At 47.0% G+C, this 19235-nt stretch carries 16 protein-coding genes and 1 tRNA gene; all 17 read right to left on the reverse strand.

What is annotated here, in order from left to right:
• Nucleotides 1-2 precede the first annotated feature (2 nt).
• The gene (locus tag ACYVC2_RS27100) at nucleotides 3-713 is read right to left on the reverse strand and encodes an SCO family protein (RefSeq protein WP_461107847.1); all 711 of its coding nucleotides are present in this window, start codon (nucleotides 711-713) and stop codon (nucleotides 3-5) included.
• Between the two features lie 3 nt (nucleotides 714-716).
• Nucleotides 717-1040: a cytochrome C oxidase subunit IV family protein gene (locus ACYVC2_RS27105; protein ID WP_461107849.1), complete on the reverse strand. Its 324-nt coding sequence runs from the start codon at nucleotides 1038-1040 to the stop codon at nucleotides 717-719.
• A gap of 12 nt (nucleotides 1041-1052) precedes the next feature.
• Entirely contained in the window at nucleotides 1053-1850 is a 798-nt protein-coding gene (locus ACYVC2_RS27110; protein WP_461107851.1) for a cytochrome c oxidase subunit 3, read from the reverse strand.
• 15 nt (nucleotides 1851-1865) lie between these two features.
• Nucleotides 1866-2456, reverse strand: a complete 591-nt coding sequence (locus ACYVC2_RS27115; protein ID WP_461107853.1) for a cytochrome c oxidase subunit 3 — start codon at nucleotides 2454-2456, stop codon at nucleotides 1866-1868.
• Nucleotides 2457-2465: 9 nt separating this feature from the next.
• Nucleotides 2466-3344, reverse strand: coding sequence for a heme o synthase (gene cyoE / locus ACYVC2_RS27120; RefSeq protein WP_461107855.1), 879 nt, complete (start codon nucleotides 3342-3344; stop codon nucleotides 2466-2468).
• A gap of 2 nt (nucleotides 3345-3346) precedes the next feature.
• A complete protein-coding gene (locus tag ACYVC2_RS27125; RefSeq protein ID WP_461107857.1) occupies nucleotides 3347-4366 on the reverse strand; it encodes a COX15/CtaA family protein in 1020 nt (339 codons plus the stop codon).
• Nucleotides 4341-6224: a cytochrome c oxidase subunit I gene (locus tag ACYVC2_RS27130; RefSeq protein WP_461107859.1), complete on the reverse strand. Its 1884-nt coding sequence runs from the start codon at nucleotides 6222-6224 to the stop codon at nucleotides 4341-4343. Before ACYVC2_RS27130 ends, ACYVC2_RS27125 begins: the two co-directional genes overlap by 26 nt.
• A gap of 28 nt (nucleotides 6225-6252) precedes the next feature.
• Nucleotides 6253-7374 carry a cytochrome c oxidase subunit II gene (locus tag ACYVC2_RS27135; RefSeq protein ID WP_461107861.1) on the reverse strand — a complete coding sequence of 374 codons (1122 nt, stop codon included), beginning with the start codon at nucleotides 7372-7374 and terminating at the stop codon, nucleotides 6253-6255.
• Nucleotides 7375-7394: 20 nt separating this feature from the next.
• On the reverse strand, nucleotides 7395-8717 hold the full coding sequence (locus ACYVC2_RS27140) for a quinol:cytochrome C oxidoreductase (protein WP_461107863.1): 1323 nt from the start codon (nucleotides 8715-8717) through the stop codon (nucleotides 7395-7397).
• 84 nt (nucleotides 8718-8801) lie between these two features.
• The gene (locus tag ACYVC2_RS27145; RefSeq protein WP_461107865.1) at nucleotides 8802-9407 is read right to left on the reverse strand and encodes a c-type cytochrome; all 606 of its coding nucleotides are present in this window, start codon (nucleotides 9405-9407) and stop codon (nucleotides 8802-8804) included.
• Nucleotides 9408-9421: 14 nt separating this feature from the next.
• Nucleotides 9422-9955 carry a DUF3341 domain-containing protein gene (locus ACYVC2_RS27150; RefSeq protein ID WP_461107867.1) on the reverse strand — a complete coding sequence of 178 codons (534 nt, stop codon included), beginning with the start codon at nucleotides 9953-9955 and terminating at the stop codon, nucleotides 9422-9424.
• Between the two features lie 65 nt (nucleotides 9956-10020).
• Complete coding sequence (nrfD, locus tag ACYVC2_RS27155; protein ID WP_461107869.1) at nucleotides 10021-11451, reverse strand: NrfD/PsrC family molybdoenzyme membrane anchor subunit; 1431 nt, start codon at nucleotides 11449-11451, stop codon at nucleotides 10021-10023.
• A 101-nt stretch (nucleotides 11452-11552) separates the two neighbouring features.
• On the reverse strand, nucleotides 11553-14663 hold the full coding sequence (locus tag ACYVC2_RS27160; protein ID WP_461107870.1) for a TAT-variant-translocated molybdopterin oxidoreductase: 3111 nt from the start codon (nucleotides 14661-14663) through the stop codon (nucleotides 11553-11555).
• A 100-nt stretch (nucleotides 14664-14763) separates the two neighbouring features.
• Entirely contained in the window at nucleotides 14764-16053 is a 1290-nt protein-coding gene (locus tag ACYVC2_RS27165) for a c-type cytochrome (protein WP_461107872.1), read from the reverse strand.
• Between the two features lie 283 nt (nucleotides 16054-16336).
• Nucleotides 16337-16407 (reverse strand) — tRNA-Cys (locus ACYVC2_RS27170).
• A 140-nt stretch (nucleotides 16408-16547) separates the two neighbouring features.
• Nucleotides 16548-18332, reverse strand: coding sequence for a 30S ribosomal protein S1 (rpsA, locus tag ACYVC2_RS27175; RefSeq protein ID WP_461107874.1), 1785 nt, complete (start codon nucleotides 18330-18332; stop codon nucleotides 16548-16550).
• A gap of 258 nt (nucleotides 18333-18590) precedes the next feature.
• Complete coding sequence (locus ACYVC2_RS27180; protein ID WP_461107876.1) at nucleotides 18591-19106, reverse strand: HNH endonuclease; 516 nt, start codon at nucleotides 19104-19106, stop codon at nucleotides 18591-18593.
• Between the last annotated feature and the right edge of the window lie 129 nt (nucleotides 19107-19235).

Genomic DNA, 19235 nt, shown 5'->3' on the forward strand with positions numbered 1-19235 from the left:
ATCTATTTTTTGTTATAAATATCTCTTAATACTCTGATTTCCAGAACTAACCGATCGACGTCTTCTTTGTCCGTGCCGTCGTAGAAGCCTCTTACAATTCCCTGCTTATCCACTAATACCAACTTTTCGCTGTGGATAAAAGTTTCGTCTGGCTTGCCTGCCTGCACACCTGCGTCTACTGTTGGCAGGTAATACCCATGCATAGCCAAATTGTATATATCCACTTTGCTGCCAGTCAGGAAATACCACTTGCCAGGAATAGCCTCGTACTTTTTAGCATATGCTTTCAGCTGAGCCGGTCGATCATGTTCCGGATCGACCGTATACGAGAGCAAGACAAGGTTCGGGTCGTTACGGAAGATGTCCTGCACCCGTGTCAGTTGCGAAGAAATTCTGGGGCAAATGGTTCCACAGCGGGTAAAGAAGAAATCAGCCACGTAAATTTTGTCTTTTACAATCAACTGATTTGTCGTTCTACCATCTTGGTCGATCAGGCTGAACGGAGGAATATGATTATAAATTGTATCCGTCAGTTCGCGCCCATCAGGCTGCACTACTTTCCCCATCAACGGTTCGCCCGTTGTCGAATCAATTTTGGGTAAATAGCGGGGAAGCGTGTAATGATTCTGCGTACCAAACCTGAGGAATAGATACAGTAAAGCCGGGACCAGCAGCGTAGCGAGCAGGATCCCGGCTTTTCTAGTGGCCGTCATACGTTAACGTAATTCAAAAATCGAACCGCCTTCCATTAGCAGTGCAACTAACAACCAGATGATAAATACGATAGGAACAACAATGGCCCAGATCAGGCTTTTTACTTCGTGCTTGAGGTGCATGAATTCACCGACAATATAAAAAGCCTTTACCAACGTCATGATGATAAAAAATGACGTCCGAAGCCCACCAGCCTTCATCAGATAAGCCAGCGTAAATTCAACGACGGTAATACCTAATAAAATCCAGAACGTGCGCCAGATGACGCCAGTATTAGCGGGTGGTATCTCGCCAACCTCGTGAGTTCCGTGTGTGTGATCAGACATGATAAAAGGTGGTTATACCAGATAAAAGAATGTGAAGACGAATACCCAGACCAGATCGACAAAGTGCCAGTAAAGCCCCACTTTCTCGACCATTTCGTAGTGACCACGGCGTTTATATAGACCTGTAGCTGCCCGGTAAAAGATAAGTATGTTCAGCACAACACCACTGAATACGTGGGTACCGTGGAAACCTGTGATGAAGAAGAACAGATCGGCAAAAGCTGGAGGACCGTACTGATTCTCGACCAGATTGGCCCCAAATATGGTTCGTTGTATGGTTTGTCCATTGACAATTTCACTGATCGTCGTTCCGGTTTCGGTACCGTGGATAAAGTGCGACCATTCCCACGCCTGGCTTCCTAAGAAAGCTAGTCCGCCCAGGATCGTCCATAGCATATATTTCTCCACATCGGCCTGATCCATCCGGTGACCTGCCTCAACCGCAAGTACCATAGTGACGCTACTGAAAATCAGGATGAACGTCATGATACCGACAAAAATAAGTGGTAAGTCTATGCCGTGCAGAAAGGGAACCGAATTATAGACATGTTCGGGCGACGGCCAATATAGGTTCGAGAACTTGAAGACTTCGCCGTAAACTTTAGGGTCCCAGGCTGGGTAGCTATATCGAATCAGTCCATACGTCACCAGCAGAGCTGAAAACGTAAAGGTGTCGGAAATCAGGAAGAACCACATCATCAGCTTGCCGTAGCTCACCTTCATTGGTTCAACACCACCCATCCATGTCTTCTTGTCGAATACTTGGTCAGAGTCGGTCGTCAGGGTATCGTGTGTTACAGTAGCCGCCATGCGTCTAAACGATTATCAATGAAAATAGACTAAAAAGAAAAACAAATACAACCACAAAATGTCTAAAAAATGCCAGTACGTTGCGGCAATTTCAATCTGATTCAGGTTTTTTGCATGAACCTTAAACCGATAAGCAGCTACCAACGCAAACACTAATACGATCAGACCGGATATCAAGTGGAAACCATGCAGGCCGGTGAAAATATACATAAATGAGCCCGCCGGATTCCCAACGAAGAATACATTCTCATTGACCAGGTCGACCCAGCCCTGAAACTGCATGTACAGAAAAATCGCTCCCAGTACAAAAGTAATAGTTATCGCAATTTTCAGACTGCTGAAATCGTCTTTTTTTGCGGCCAGATAAGCCCAGTGCATTGTCAGGCTACTAACTACCAACACTACCGAGCTATACGTGAAAATAGATGGAATATCGTATTCCAGCCAGTTTCCCTCCGCTCTCCGAACCAGATAGGCGCTGGTCATAGCGGCAAAGAGCATAATGATGCTGACAATGAAGAGCCACAAAATAAACTTCCGTGGATTCATTGAGAGCGTTTCCTGTGGCTCTTCTACGATTGAAATGTCATTTACCAATTCGTTCATGTTTTGTTGTTATACTTTATCCAGTAGATAAACAATCTGCACAACAGGCAAATACAGCAATGAACCAAACATCATTTGTAGAGCCGCTTTGTCGGTGCAGGTTCTCATTAGATGAAACGTCTGCGCCAGAAACAAGATTCCGCCGACCATGGCTATTAAAGCCGAATTTATACCGGTCATTCCGAGCAGGTATGGTAGCCAACCTACCGGCACCAGAAAGAGCGTATAGATCATAATCCGGAAAGCTGTCTCGGTTGTTTTTCCGTTACCAGGCATCATTTGTATACCCGCTTTTTTATACTCATCAAATGCCAGCCAGCCGATGGCCCAGAAATGGGGGAACTGCCAGAAAAACTGAATGGCGAACAGAATTCCGGGCGCCCAGCCGAAATGATTGGTTGCAGCAACCCAGCCGATCATTGGTGGGAAAGCGCCTGGCAGTGCTCCGACAAAAACGGCGATCTGGCCTTTTCTTTTTAGAGGAGTATAAACAAATCCGTATAAAAGTAAGGACAGTACAGCCAGTGCCATTGCCCGAACATTGAAAAACTCGACATACAGTACGCAGCCCGCGCTAAACAGAATAAAAGCGAAGACTGCAGCCTCCTGAACACTTAAGCGGCCTGTTGGTAATGGCCGAATCGCTGTTCGTTTCATTACCTTGTCAGAATCTTTCTCAATAATTTGGTTGATGATGTTTGCCGCTCCTGTTATAGCAATTGAAGCAATCGCTAGTACCGCAATTTTCCACCAGGTTATTTGGTCAGCGGCCAAACAATAACCGAACACCCCGGAAAAGACTACCGCCAGTGTCAATTTCAGCTTAAGTAGTTCAATATAAGCCCTAACTTTTCCGTTGAGAGTCGATATAACAATTGTTTTCTCCATAATTATACTTCTACTAGCTGCGGCCTCTGACTATACGATTTAGATCGTAGAAGGCCTGGGTTAACCAACAGCCACGCAATAAACTGCAGACCCATCATCAATACGGCCAGTTCTAAGTGAATGGGTTGAGCCACAGCCGGAACACCTAAGTAAGCCATTACTACGCCGGTACCTATTTCTAGTAGCACTAACACTAACAACGCCCTGGCCAATCCTGAAAGCCAGCTTACCTTACTAATCTTGCGAAGCTGGTAGATAACTGCGATATGAAAAGCTAATACAACGATCGAGAAAGAGCGGTGAACATAAAAACTCCAGTTCAAATGACCGATCCACTCTGTACGTCCTTCATAACCAAATTGTTTGACGACAGTATCGAGCGCATCCCGCACTTGTGTTCCAAGTATTAATTGAACAACCGTCAACGCCATAACGGTTAACAATAGCCCTCTAATTAACCCCAATTTAGGAGACTTAGACTCCAGGTTCAATCTTGGTGCATTCGAACGTACGAGCACAAATAGTAAAGCAAAGACGACAGCAATTGCCAGTAACAAATGCAGAGTTATCATATACTGGGCTAACTCCGTCGTAACTACTTTCGACCCTAACCAGCCATTTGTCCCGATCAATAAAAAAGCGAGTAAACTGCCCCAGAAAATAGCTCTATCTCTCCGAAGGTAATATAAAGAAGTGAGTAAGGTTCCGAAAACAAAAAAGCCGGATAAAACACCGAGTAAACGATTAATATACTCAATCCAGGTTTTTACGGGATTGAACTCGATTTCCCCTTTTAATTTGGCCCCGTAGATTTGCTGGTAATTTGGTGGTAGCTGTGAACGCTCAATTGGTGGTATCCAGCGACCAAAGCATTTTGGCCAGTCAGGACAACCCATTCCGGAGCCGGTGCCTCTGACAATACCTCCTGCCAGTACAAGCAGGTAGATAATAATTACTGTCAGAAACGCCAGGCTTCGGAATCGTTGTTCTCGTTTATCAGTGAGGCTGATTGAACTGGTCATTCAGATTTTGTGCCTCGATTTCTTTTTCCATGCCAATCAGTTCATTTTCATGAGGCAGATTGGATTCAGGCGTTTGCGAATAAGGCACGTTTTGAGGAATAAAATCATCCTTAGCACCAGGCTTGCTGTAATCATACGGCCAGCGATACACAGCAGGAATTTCACCCGGCCAGTTACCATGACCCGGGCTGATGGGAGCTGTCCATTCCAGTGTATTCGATTTCCACGGATTCTGAGGAGATCTCCGCCCACGAATCATGCTGTTAAAGAAGTTGTAGATGAATATCCACTGCGCTGAGAATGTGAAAATAGCCGCCAGACTAATAAAGGCATTCATGTCAGCGAAGATATTCTTCGTAAAGTCATAGCTGGTAAATGCATAATAACGACGCGGGAAGCCAGCGATGCCAATGTAGTGCATTGGGAAGAATACCAAATAAATACCGATGAATGTTAACCAGAAATGCACGTATCCAAGTTTCTCGTTCATCAGACGACCAAACATCTTGGGAAACCAGTGGTAAACACCCGCTAACAATCCAAACGCAGAAGCAGCACCCATTACCAAGTGGAAGTGAGCTACCACAAAGTATGTGTCGTGCAATTGGATATCCAGTGCTGAGTTACCCAGGATAATACCCGTTAGCCCACCTGATATGAAGAACGATACCAGGCCAATCGAGAACAGCATAGCTGGCGTAAACCGAATATTACCGCGCCATAATGTTGTAATGTAGTTGAACGCTTTTACAGCCGAGGGAACAGCAATGATCAGCGTCAGGAACATAAATATCGAGCCCAGGAATGGGTTCATACCCGTTACGAACATATGGTGTGCCCAAACGATGAAGGCCAGAAAGGCAATACCCATCATTGAGGCAATCATGGCCCGATAACCGAAAATTGGCTTACGCGAATTAGTCGCTATGATTTCCGATGTCATGCCCAAAGCAGGCAACAGCACGATATACACTTCCGGGTGACCCAGGAACCAGAACAAGTGCTGGAACAGAATTGGGCTACCTCCTACGTTCGGCAGGGCTTCTCCTTTGATGTAAATCTCAGACAGGTAGAAGCTTGTGCCAAAACTACGGTCAAAAATCAGCAGCAGCGCAGCCGACAGAAGTACAGGGAACGAGATGAGACCCAGAACAGCAGTCAGGAAAAAGGCCCAGATAGTCAGCGGTAATTTGCTGAATGACATACCGCGTGTTCGGAGGTTGATTACCGTTGTGATATAGTTGATACCACCTAACAACTGCGATACAATGAACAAGGCCATGCTCATCAGCCACAGAGTCATTCCTAATTCTGAACCTTTATGAGCTTGAGGTAACGCACTCAGTGGCGGATAAATGACCCATCCACCCGCAGCCGGACCCGTTTCGATGAACAGCGAACCTAGCATAATCATACTGGCTATGAAGAAGAACCAGTACGAAAGCATATTTAAGAAGCCCGAGGCCATATCACGCGCTCCAACCTGCAATGGGATCAGGAAGTTCGAAAAGGTACCACTCAACCCAGCTGTTAGCACGAAAAATACCATAATGGTTCCGTGCATGGTTACCAGCGCCAGGTAAAAATCCTGATCTAGTTTACCCGCTTCATTGATCCAGCCTCCCAGAATAGGACGCAGGAACTCTAGTTTCATATTAGGAAAGCCTAATTGAAGCCGAAACATGACGGATAAGCTAATACCGATTATCGACCAGATAATACCCGAAATCAGGTATTGTTTGGCAATAGTTTTATGATCTTCAGAGAAAATGTATTTGCGCCAAAAACTTTGCGGCTCATGGTGATCATGCTCAGTTGCATGTGCCACGGTTGCCGAGTTCGCTGATACAGTCGCCATAGTATTTGGTTTCTTGTAAGTTTAGAAATTAACGAAGCGTAGTGCTTGCTACCGATACGCCACCACCTTGCTGAGTTGAAGCCGTTGTGCTATCAGACTGTGCAGCGGGGGCTTCAGCGGGCAGGTACTTAGCTGCTTTAGCTTTTAAATTGGCTGGAATACGGGAGGCTAATTCTGGCGTAGCTGTTAACAAAGGTTTCTGCTCTTTACACCAGGCCTGCCAGGAAGCTTCATCTTCTACGATCAATCGAATCCGCATCGAGAAGTGTCCCTGCCCACAAACTTCGGTGCAGGCAATCTCGTAACCAAAGTTCGGATTACCGGTAATATTGCGCATTTCATCCGTCGTCTTATCAGCCATAAACTGAAAGCGCGTCGGCATACCCGGAACAGCGTCCATTTTTACCCGCAGGTGCGGAATAAATACACTGTGTAAAACATCACGGGCGCGAATCTTCAACAGAATCGGTTTATTGACGGGAATGTGCAATTCCGATGTAGACGTGAAATCGTCAAAAGAAGCTTCATCGGTATAATCGATTCCTGTTTCGTTGTTATTGTCGATTAGCTTGTAGTTGTAAGAGCCCAGTTTGTTATTATCGACGCCGGGATAGCGGGCAATCCAGTTAAACTGTTTACCGACAATTTCAAATACTTGTGCATTTTCGGGCGCTTCAGCCATGATATCGCGCCAAGCCCGCCAACCAGTGAATACCAGCAATGCCATGATGACTGCCGGAATAACTGTCCAGATCAATTCGAGCTTATGGTTCTCCGGATAATAAGCGGCTCTACGACCTTCTTTATGCTGATACAAATAAGCGAAAATAAACAGAAGGGCGTTCGTTACGATAAACGCTGCTGTAATGATGCCCATAGACAGCCAGAACAAAAAGTCGGTATGACGACCGTGGGGCGAAGCCGCTTCTGGCAGAAAATACTGTTTAGCGTATAAGTAAGACCAAACGAAGCCAATAACACCCAGCACAAAGAATACGATGAACAACGCGCCATTGATGCGGTTGCTCATACCAATATGGCCCTCTTCGACAGGACCAGCTGCGTTCTTCACAACGGCAGCCATTCTGGAAACGACAGCAATTGCCAATCCCAGAAAAAGCACCGACAACAAAGCGACTATATAAACCATTTTTTTAGGCGGGTTATTAATTAAATATCGTGGTGCAGAGTTTCCTCCAGCATGGGGTGATTCTTAGGAACCAGATTAGCTTTTGTCAACTGCGAATACAAAGACCACACAAAACCAGACGCAAAAATCAGAATCATACCGAATTCCAACGGTCCGAAACCACCGTGCTCACCTACCGTGCCAGGCATGATATTCGTGTAAAAGTCGAAATAGTGACCGATAATAATACCCCAGGCCGCAACCTTTAAAATAATGTATGTCCGCTTAGCATCCCGTGTCATCAGAACGAGAAATGGAAATACAAAGTTTAAGAAGATGTTTATAAAAAACGGCGCTTTATAAATACCACCGTACCCGCTGAAACGCTCTCTATAATAAATCGCTTCTTCTGGTAAGTTGGCATAATAGATCAGCATAAACTGAGCAAACCATACGTAGGTCCAGAAAATGCTGAACGCGAACATAAACTTGCCTAAATCCTGCAAGTGGCTTTCATTAACCCATTGCATGTAGCCGCGTTCTTTCAACGTCACTACAGTCAGGGTAATAATAGCTAATCCTGTTACGTGCCAGCTAGCTAGTGTGTACCAGCCGAACATGGTACTAAACCAGTGGGTGTCGATCGACATAACAAAATCCCACGCAGAGGTAGATGAGGTTATCCCGAACACCAGGAGGAAAGCGGTACCAAATTTGATGCTTTTCTCGTAATAGGCCGTTCCACCGTATAAATCTTCCTGCAGGGAGAAGGTACGCAGTCTATTCCAGAGAAAGTACCACAGTCCAAAATAGGCAATGATACGGCCGAGGTAGAATGGCGTATTCAAAAATCCTTTTTTTCCGTTTATGATTGGATCGAACTCAGGGCTGGCTTTATCGTATAATCCTGGGTGAGTCCAGTGAAACAAATCATGACCAGCAATGAAAAATGTGGCCAGAACCGCAATAGCCATAAACGGTAAGTAGGCTGGCATAGCTTCAGGAACCCGTTTGAACGCTACTGACCAACCAGCTTGTGCCAGGTAATTGTACGACATGAAGAACATGCCAACAACCGACGCTCCTGTAAAGTATACAGCGTTTAGCCAGACGTTAGCCCACAAGCGATTCGTCCACTTGTAAGCATGATGCCCACCTTCGTGTGCTTCATGCGCTCCAGCTCCGTGAGCCGATGCCGCTGCATGAGCCACATGTTCGTGTGAACCGGCACCCGATGCCAGGAGATAAGCGCCGATTGCAACCAGCACAACCCCGGCTCCGAGGCCGATCATTAACCGACGCTTGGATTCCGCAGTAAATTCAAATTCTTCGTCTAAGGACGGTATTGCGTGAGCCGATGCCATTCTTATTTATTTGTCAATTAATAAACTATACGTTACACCAGTTTTGTAGGCCATGTGCCTGATTACTGCTGCCCAACGCTACTATTATCCTTGTTGCAGTTTATGCACATACTGTACGATCTTCCAGCGATCCTCCGGGGTTATTTGCGACCCATGTGGCCACATACGCCCTTTTCCGTGAGTAATTACATGAAAGATGTGCCCGTCGTTCATTGTCTTATAAGCGTCGGTCGAATAGTTGGGAACGCCCTTGTACTCCTTACCGACCGGGCCATCCCCTTTTCCAGTTGCTCCATGGCAATGGCTGCAATAGCGCGTGTATAAAACCTGTCCTTCAGCCTGAGTCTTTTCAGAATCAGGGATTGGATTCGTCAATACCCGTTCGGCTATTCCAATGCTATCTGCCGGAATATTATAGATCATCAGATCAGTCGTAGCGTTAGCCCCTTCACCGAAAGTCGTGTGATAATTCGGCCGGGATACGGTACCACGAGCCGGCAAACGCATGTTTAAGCCCTGCGGATTAACGGTATTCGCCCTCACTTGTCGGTAAGGTTCGTAGCCTACTGGCCGGTACATTTGAGGGGCATATTCCACTCCAGTATTGTCGTGACCTCTTTTACAGGATGTTCCTGCAAACAGCAGGCCGATGACGGCTAGGGCAGCTATGCTCGTATGCTTCGTAATCATTCTCATTCTGAATGTTAGAACTGCTTAACATTTACTTCAGCAGCGCCTGATTGCTTCAGAATCTGCTCAATATCACTCTCACCAATGTTATTCTTGCTTAGGTCGATAGCCATTGCAAATTTATTATCGGTTGTTCTGAGATCGTACATCAGCGGCTTCACCGTTGGTCCCAGCCCATTCGAAACTAAAAAGGTCCCGACCATACCCAGAGCGCAAAACAGAACGGTCAGCTCAAAAAAGATAGGCACATAGATAATGGGAGAATAAGAATCTTTCCCCCCTACAATCATGGGCCAGTCGAAGCCTTCCGTATAAAATGTGAACGCTAAGGCTGTAAGGGTACCCGATAAGCCGAATAAGAAAGCGGCAATACCCAGGCGTGAACGTGGATGTCCCAGCGCAATATCCAGTCCGTGAATCGGGAACGGCGAATAAACTTCGTGAATCCGAACACCGGAGTTTCTGACTTCTCTGACCGCTTTCAGTACGACGTCATCATCGTCGAAGATGCCGACTAAAAACTTACTATTACCCTGTACGTCTGACATACTTATTGATTGTCGTTTTAGTCCCTATCATCCAGCAGACCTGAATCAAGAACTTTTTTATTACTTTATTCTACGTCTTTATTGAACGTCGGGTTAGCAACACGCTCTCCTTTAGCGACACCTGATACGGAAATCGGTAGCTTCTCCGACGAAGATTTGATGATCGTTTTTACCTCGGCCATGTTCACAACAGGCAGGAACTTCGAGAACAACAGGAATAGCGTAAAGAACAGCCCGAACGAGAAAATGTAATCGCTAATGTCGAACAAGGTTGGGTGAAACATGGCCCAGCTCGATGGCAGGTAGTCACGGTGCAGTGACGTAACAATGATAACGAATCGTTCGAACCACATCCCGATGTTTACGATAACCGACAACACAAAAGTCCACACGATACTCCGCCGAATAGCACGTGACCAGAAGAGCTGCGGGGTAATTACGTTACAGGTCATCATGGCCCAGTATGCCCACCAGTAGGGTCCGGTTGCCCGGTTGATGAAAGCATAGCTCTCAAACTCAACACCCGAATACCAGGCAATAAAGAACTCTGTCAGGTAAGCAACCCCTACAATCGATCCGGTCAGGGTGATGACCTTATTCATCGACTCGATATGTTCTACCGTAATGTAATCTTCCAGTTTGAATACCACCCGAATAATGAGCACCAGGTTCTGTACCATCGCAAAGCCGGAGAAGATAGCTCCTGCCACGAAGTAAGGCGGGAAAATTGTGGTATGCCAGCCTGGAATCACAGATGTAGCAAAGTCCATACTCACAATCGTGTGTACAGAAAGTACCAACGGGGTAGAAAGACCAGCCAGGATCAGCGACATGTATTCGTAACGTGCCCAGGTTTTTGCGGAACCGTTCCAGCCTAATGAGAAAGCGCCATAGATATACCGTGAAACTTTACTCCGTGCGCGGTCACGGATCGTAGCCAAATCAGGAATCAGACCCATGTACCAGAATACCAGTGACACTGTAAAATATGTACTGATTGCGAATACGTCCCAAACGAGCGGAGATTTGAAGTTTACCCACAGCGAACCGTATGTATTAGGAAGGGGTAAGCACCAGTAAGCAACCCACGGACGTCCGGCGTGCATCATAATGAAACTGGCAGCACAGATAACGGCGAAGATGGTCATAGCCTCAGCCGCCCGGTTTACAGCCGTCCGCCACTTCTGCCGGAACAACAGCAGGATGGCAGAAATCAGCGTACCAGCGTGTCCGATACCGACCCACCATACGAAGTTAGTGATGTCCCAGGCCCAGCCGACGGTTTTGTTAAGTCCCCAAACGCCCAGACCTTCCCACCACGTCCAGAACAGACAGGCAGTACCGTAAATGAGCACAACCACCGCAATGGTAAAGGCAATGGTCCACTCGCGGGTAGGGTTGCCCTCAACCTGCTTGCTGATATCCTCCGTCACGTCGGCGTAGGTTTTGCCACCGGTGACAAGGGGAGTTCTTACGGCTGATGTAACATGCGACATATATCTTACTGATTTATGATGTAAAATTTACTATAAGTGAGTTATGAACCACAGACCTGACAGTCTAACTATTGTCCTGTTGCTCATCGCTCACAGTTTATTTAAGCGTGTGCCTCCTGAGTGGCTTTTTGCTTAGGTTCTTCGTCTTTATTGCGAATTTTAGTCAGATACGATACCGCTGGTCTTGTATTGATTTCTTCAATTACGCGGAAAGCGCGGCCTTCCATTTCTACAGCCAGTATTTTAGAAACCGTACTTTCCGGATTGTTCATATCCCCAAATACAATGGCCGTAGTCGGGCAAGACTGGGCACAAGCCGTTTGTACTTCATCCGGCGCTAATCGGCGACGCTCTTTCTTGGCGGTCAGTTTACTTTCCTGAATACGCTGTACGCAGAAAGAGCATTTCTCGATGACACCCCGCGACCGAACCGTCACGTCTGGATTGATTACCATCTTACCAAGGTCATTGTTAAAATGGTAATCAAAATTATCATTGTCGAAGTATTTGAACCAGTTGAACCGGCGTACTTTATACGGGCAGTTGTTTGCGCAATAACGAGTACCGATACAACGGTTGTAAGTCATCTGGTTCAAACCCTCGGTGCTGTGAGTCGTGGCTAGTACCGGACAAACCGTTTCGCAGGGGGCATTACTGCAATGCTGACATAGCATGGGCTGGAACGTAACTTCTGGATTTGCAGAAGCGATTTCCAATGCAGAGTAATCTTCTGGTTCGGCATCACTGCTGTAATAGCGGTCTATTCGCATCCAGTGCATTTCGCGTCGTCTGAGTACTTCCTTCCGACCTACAACCTGGATATTGTTTTCTGCATTACAGGCGACTATGCACGTTCCACATCCAATGCAGGAATTCAGGTCAATTACCATTCCCCATGAATGGTTCGGTTTACCGTAGCCGTTCCATAGGGTAATATCAACCGGATTCGTTGGTCCTTTCGAGGTTTGCACTTCGGGTTCGTACCGACCAGCCTTAGGGTTTTTCTGGTAGCTCGCCAGGATTGATTCCTGCAGAACTGCCTTCCGCCCCATTACCGTATCATGCGTTTGCGTCTGCGCAATTTCATGACTACCGCTGGCTTTATCTATTTTAGCCGCAAAGGCAGCATAGGTTGCATAACCATTCGAGATAGTAACGAACGGATAAGCATTTTTACCGACTCCATTAGCTGATTTACCAGCTTTTTCACGGCCGTAACCGATAGCTATCGATACTGTATCGTCTGCCTGGCCGGGCTGAACCATCACCGGTAATTCTACCGACTTACCATTTACAGATACCGTTACCAAATCATTCTGAGCGACCCCCAGGCTTTTCGCCGTTTTCTGCGAAATAGCTGCATAATTGTCCCAGCAAGCTTTCGACACGGGGTCGGGCAGCTCCTGTAGCCATGGATTGTTCGCCATAGCTCCGGTACCAACGCTTACTTTTTCATAAAGTGCCAGCTCAATACCCGTCGTTGGCTTATAGCGTTGCGCAATACCGGCTGCCGCCTGAGCAACATTTCCGGCAAATACAGCTCCACCGGTTGTCGTTGGTGTTGCATTCGGCTCGAATACGCCATCGTTGAGGCACTTGACCCAGAACGCATCAAATGAACTAAACCCAGTAACCTGCGGATAATGGGTGGTACGCCAGTAATTTTTCAGGTAAGTCTGGTAATCATTTGATCGGCCACCGATCCAGGTCAGCAGACTCGATTGAAACTGACGAGTTTTATAAATCAGCGTAATAGCGGGCTGTACCAGGCTAAAGTAACCTTGCTTAGGCTCTGCATCGTTCCAGCTTTCGAGATAATGTGGAGCGGGTGTAATGTACTTGGCCAATGAAGCGGTTTCATCGGCCCGATCGGCAAAGGATACAGATAAAGCAATTTTAGGTAATGCTTCGGCGAGTTCGGCTCCTCGTGGATGATCATACACCGGGTTCGAACTGAAGAAGAATACCGCACCAACTTGCCCTGCTTTTGCTTCATTGATGAACGCATTCATCTGCTGGTCGTTACCCTGACGGTAATTAACCGGCGTATTGATGTCGATCGTTGACGTATAGCTACCCAGCAGGTTATTTAGGGCATTGACAACAATCTGAACATTGGGATCATTCGATCCGGATACGACCAAAGCCCGTCCACGGGAATTGGCCAGATCGGTAGCCGCTTTATCCAGATGATCGACCGTAACCGATGGTGCGCTGATTGGGGTACCACCCAGTTTAGCCGCCACTTTATTATAAAGAGCCGCCACTACCAGTCCTTCCTGAGAAGGCTTTATGGCTGTGCGGTAATCTGCATTGGCGCCCGTCATAGACAGCCCGGTTTCGAACTGATAATGCCGTGACATGGATTTCTTGCCACCACCGATTGCGCCAATCTTGCGGGTTTTTGCGTAAGCTCCCATGTATTCGATCGGGGCAATCCACGTTCCCAAAAAGTCGGCACCGACGCTAACGATCGTTTGTGCTTTACTGAAATCGTACGATGGAATGACGGCTTTACCAAACGATGCCTGATTGGCCTGAACAAGACCAAACACCGAGTTGGCGTCATACATGATATGACGTGTGGTAGGATATTTAGCCGTAAAGTCAGCAATAACTGCTTTCGTTGCCGGACTCAGAATAGTCGATGTAACGATGCGGATAGCGCCGTTTCGGGCCGCCACGGAATTAAGCTGACTAATGATCTCACGGTCAGCAACAGACCAATCGATGGCCGAACCACCCCGCTGAGGCCCTTTCAGTTTATCGATATCATATAACGACAAAACCGAGGCTTGCGTACGGGCGGTGGTAGCGCCTTTCGATACACTCGATGTTGGGTTGCCTTCTATTTTGATGGGTCTACCTTCCCGGGTTTCTACCAATATAGCTGTATAATCACCGTTTTCACTGTATGTAGACGCGTAATAATCAGATATAGAAGGAAATGTAAATTCCGGCTTATTGATGTAAGGAATGGCTTTATGAACCGGCGTTTCGCAGGCGGCCAGCGATACAGCAGCCATACCGAAGCCCATTACTTTAAGAAAGTCACGGCGTTGGGTGTTTGAACCGCCAAGCAGACCATCCAGGTCATCTGAAGATTCACTCAGATCAGGGTTAGCAAATTCACTATTGGCGTTTTTAACGAATGTAGCATCATTGCGTAACTCTTCAACCCCTTTCCAATACCGTTTAGATGTATTTTCCATGCGTGTTGTATGCAGCAGTGGTTATGAAATGTAAAATGTAGTATGAACAATGTCTGTCGTACTCATCGTACATTATTCATTAGCCATTATACATTAAGTATTAATAGTGACATTTAGAACATTCCAGACCGCCGATATTAGCTACCTTAAGCGGTTCTTTACTTTCCTTCCGGTGAAGAGCGACGAGTTTGTCGTAATAGGCGTTATCCTTCGTATTAACTTCCGTCCGACGGTGACAGTCGATACACCAACCCATCGTGAGTGAAGAGCGGGCTTCTACGACTTCCATTTTTTCAATTTCACCGTGGCAAGTCTGGCAAGCTACGTTACCCACGTTTACGTGCTGTGCGTGGTTGAAGTAAGCCAGGTCGGGAAGGTTATGCACCCGAATCCATTCGATGGGGCGATTTTCTTCGATTGCGGTATAGATCTTCTGAATTTCCGGCGATTCTTTTTTGATGACGCCATGGCAGTTCATACAGATGTTAGCAGCCGGAATGGTTGCATTCTTTCCTTTTTGAGCACCGACGTGGCAGTAATTACAGTCGATTTTGTACTGACCGGCGTGCAGCTTGTGTGAGTAAGCGATCGGCTGTTTCGGCGCATAGCCCTGCTGAATACCGATGCTGTAAGCGCCATCGACGGTTTCTTTAAAAGCGACCAATAGAAAAAGCCAAATAACGATCGAACGCAGAGTCGAGTTATTGAATGCACTCGATAAGCCGGTCTTTAGTCGTTGGCCAAATGTCGATGGAATCTGTGTCCCTTCGAGAGTCGTAACGGGCGATACCGCTTTCGACAGGATCGTTACGATGGCTAATAGAACGCCTAATACCAGTAGCATTACAATAAGCAAAGCGACCAGTACAAAGGTAAACAGTTCTGAAGGGCCACCTGTCGAAGGGCCGGCACCGCCTGCCCCACCTGCATTCTTGGAATCCTTCTCACCCGCTACAGATGCTGCCGCCTGCGGTTTGCCAGCCTGGTCGATGTAAGCCAGAATGCCATCGATGTCAGCGTCGGATAAGCTCGGAAAGCTCGACATCTGTACCTTACCATTGGCATTGAAAACCTGGTTGGCATAAGCGTCACCGGAAGCAATGACAGCCGACGAGTTTCTGATCCACTTGTGTAACCAGTCTTTACTAGGAGCCCGGCTCTCGATTCCCTGCAATCCAGGGCCAACTACTTTCTCACTCGTTACAGAGTGACACTGAGCACAGTTGTTAGTAAACAGGGTTTTTCCTTTTTCTGCATCACCACCGCCACCCGCAGCGGCCGCAGCAGGCGCACCACCGGCTGCTGCGTCCTGTGCCTGTACCTGACCGTTGGCAAACAACAGCATCAGGGATAAAGCTACAGCTCCGCAGAGCTTGTATAAATGACTCATTTTATGAACTATATTAACTGAGTGAATCAACATAATCACCACTGCTTTTTTATTAGCGTCCAAAAGTACGACACGATTACTGTATAGGCAAAAATTGGTGTTTAGTTATTTGAAGCACCTTTTTTATTTATATTGTTTCTAAGTAAGCCACTTCCAGATTCGTTGTCATTAGCACATAACCGCTTGTATGTTATGTTGTTTATTATAAAAAATGCCACTTTATCAAGATCCGAAACGGAGCATTGATAAAGTGGCAAAGGCTGTATAATGACATTTTAATGAGAGGTTCCGAGCGGATTCGAACCGCTGTACGAGGTTTTGCAGACCTCTGCCTAGCCACTCGGCCACGGAACCCTATATTCCCCGAAGTTTCGCCTGGTTTCGCTTCGGGAGTGCAAATATACGACTTTATCCGTCAGTCTAGAATATGGGCTTAAAAAAAAGCTCCGGAACCACCAAGGTCCGGAGCTTTTACAATTCAAAACGATAACTAATTAGTTGCGGCCTTCGAGTTGCTCTTTCAGAGCAGCTAATGCATCGAGGTCACCTAAAGTAGCCCCCCGCTCAGCCTGAGCTGGTGCAGAGGCTTTCGCCGGAGCCGATTTAGCGGCCTTTTGTTCTTTAACAGGTTCGTTTTTCTCCTGCCATGTTTTCGTATGCGAAAGCATGATCCGCTTTTCATCCTTCGAAAACTCGGTTACCCGGAAGTCCAGCGTTTCACCTACTTCGGCGAACGTGCCGTCTTCTTTCGCCAGATTTTTCAGCGAGGAGAAACCTTCGATACCGTACGGCAGCTCGAGCGTGGCCATCTTATCATTTTTGCTGATAATGGTGCAACGGTGAACCGTACCGACGGCGAAGACCGTCTCAAACGTATCCCATGGGTTCTCTTCAAGTTGTTTGTGGCCTAATGCCAGACGACGGTTATCGACGTCCAGTTCCAGAACAACAACTTCCAGCTCTTCACCAACCTTGATGAAATCCGATGGGTGTTTGATTTTTTTCGTCCACGACAAATCCGATACGTGTACCAGCCCGTCGATGCCTTCTTCCAGTTCGAGGAACAAACCGAAATTAGTTAGGTTACGGACTACGCCTTTGTGCTTGGTACCAACCGCATACTTGGCGCGCAGTTCCGGACGAGTCCAGGGGTCTTCGGTCAGTTGTTTGATACCTAACGACATTTTCCGATCGTTACGATCCAGTGTCAGCACTACCGCTTCTACTTCGTCGCCCACTTTCAGGAACTCCTGTGGATTACGCAGATGCTGCGACCACGACATCTCCGATACGTGGATCAGCCCTTCGACACCCGGCATGATTTCGAGGAATGCGCCGTAGTCAGCTACGTTCACAATCTTACCTTTCACTTTCGAGCCCACTTCGATATCGGTAGGCAGCGCATCCCATGGGTGAGCCTGAAGTTGCTTCATGCCCAGCGAAATCCGCTTCTTGTCTTCGTCGAAGTCGAGTACCACCACGTTGACCTTCTGGTCGAGGTGCAGTACTTCCGACGGATGGCTGATGCGACCCCACGAAATATCCGTGATGTGCAACAGACCGTCTACGCCACCCAGATCGATGAACACCCCGAAATTGGTCATGTTCTTGATCACACCTTCCAGCACCTGACCTTTTTCCAGGTTGTTCAGGATTTGTGCCCGTTGTGCTTCAAGGTCTTTCTCGATCAGGACTTTATGCGAAACAACGACGTTATCGTTGGCATAATTGATCTTGACGACTTTGACCTCCATTTTCTTGCCTACGAAAATATCGAAGTCGCGAATCGGCTTCACGTCGATCTGCGAACCTGGCAAGAACGCTTCAATGCTGAAAATATCGACGATCAGACCACCTTTCGTCCGGCGTTTTACGAAGCCATCGATCACGAGATCTTCGTCCAGCGCCTTCTGAATTTTCTGCCAGGCGGTGATCACTTTCGCCTTTTTGCGCGACAGCACCAGCTGGCCGTTGGGGTCTTCCTGATTTTCTACGTAAACTTCTATTTCATCCCCCATCTTCAGTTCCGGCATATCCCGGAATTCAGAAGCAGGTACCAAGCCGTCCGACTTGAAGCCGATGTTGAGTAATACTTCCCGGTCTGTTATCCCAACGACGGTTCCCATTACTACTTCTTTCTCCTTAACTTCCGACAAGGTATTGTCGTACAGTTCCAACATCCGGTTGCGCTCGACATCCGAATACCCACTTCCAAATCCTTTGTTGTCTGCCCGGTCCCAATCAAATGCCGGCAGTTCGCGTTGCTGCGTTTTGCTCATAAAAAAATGTTTCCTGACCCGCTCAGTACATTAGTCCGTAGGTCAATGAGGACTAACTTTTAGTTACAAAATTATTTTCTTCCGAAAAAGGACTGCAAAGATAGCAATTGCTATCTTAAAAAAGTTTCTATTACGGCAAAACTGTTTGAAATAGAGCGAGAAAGCGTAAAAAAAAGAAAAATCAGCCAGGTAGCCGTTGATCGTAGCGCATAAGCCTATTCGATCAAGTGTCACCTAGCTGATTACTCAGCAGCGGTTTTACCGGAACGCCTTTTCTTTTTTACTCAGGAAGGGCATCCAGCTTTGTTCGATAGAACCCGAAAACTCTCGAAGAAAAACCAGAAAAGTAGGCTTGAATGGCTTCTGACGTAATTGCAGATTCGCTTCTTCCGGAGTAAAATCACCTTTACGGGAATTACAGCGCTTGCAGGCGGTGGCGAGGTTATCCCAACTGGTTTTTCCGCCCCGTGATTTGGGCAAAACGTGATCGAGTGTTAGATCTTCTGTTGTGCCGCAATATTGGCAATGGTGCCCATCTCGCTTAAAAATGTTCTGCCGCGTAAGCATTACACCCTTGTAAGGAAGATTTACGTACCGATGTAGTCGAATGACCGACGGCATCGGGAACTCGGCCGAGACGGTTCGGAGCATAAACTGGTCCGATTCAGCGATGAGTTCAGCCTTGTCTAAATAAACCAGCAGAAATGCTTTGGGAACGGAGCAGATGCTGAGGGCACTGTAATCTTGATTTAAGACTAATACTTTCCTACCCATACACGTTTAAATGCCTCTGTACGGTAGCAAGTTACAGAGTTATCCACATAACGGCAATAGTTGCGGAAAATTTAGTCGTCGGTCAATAACGGGACATTCTTAGCCGCTATCGGCTATGGGCTCTTACTT

The organism is Spirosoma koreense (genome assembly GCF_054777875.1).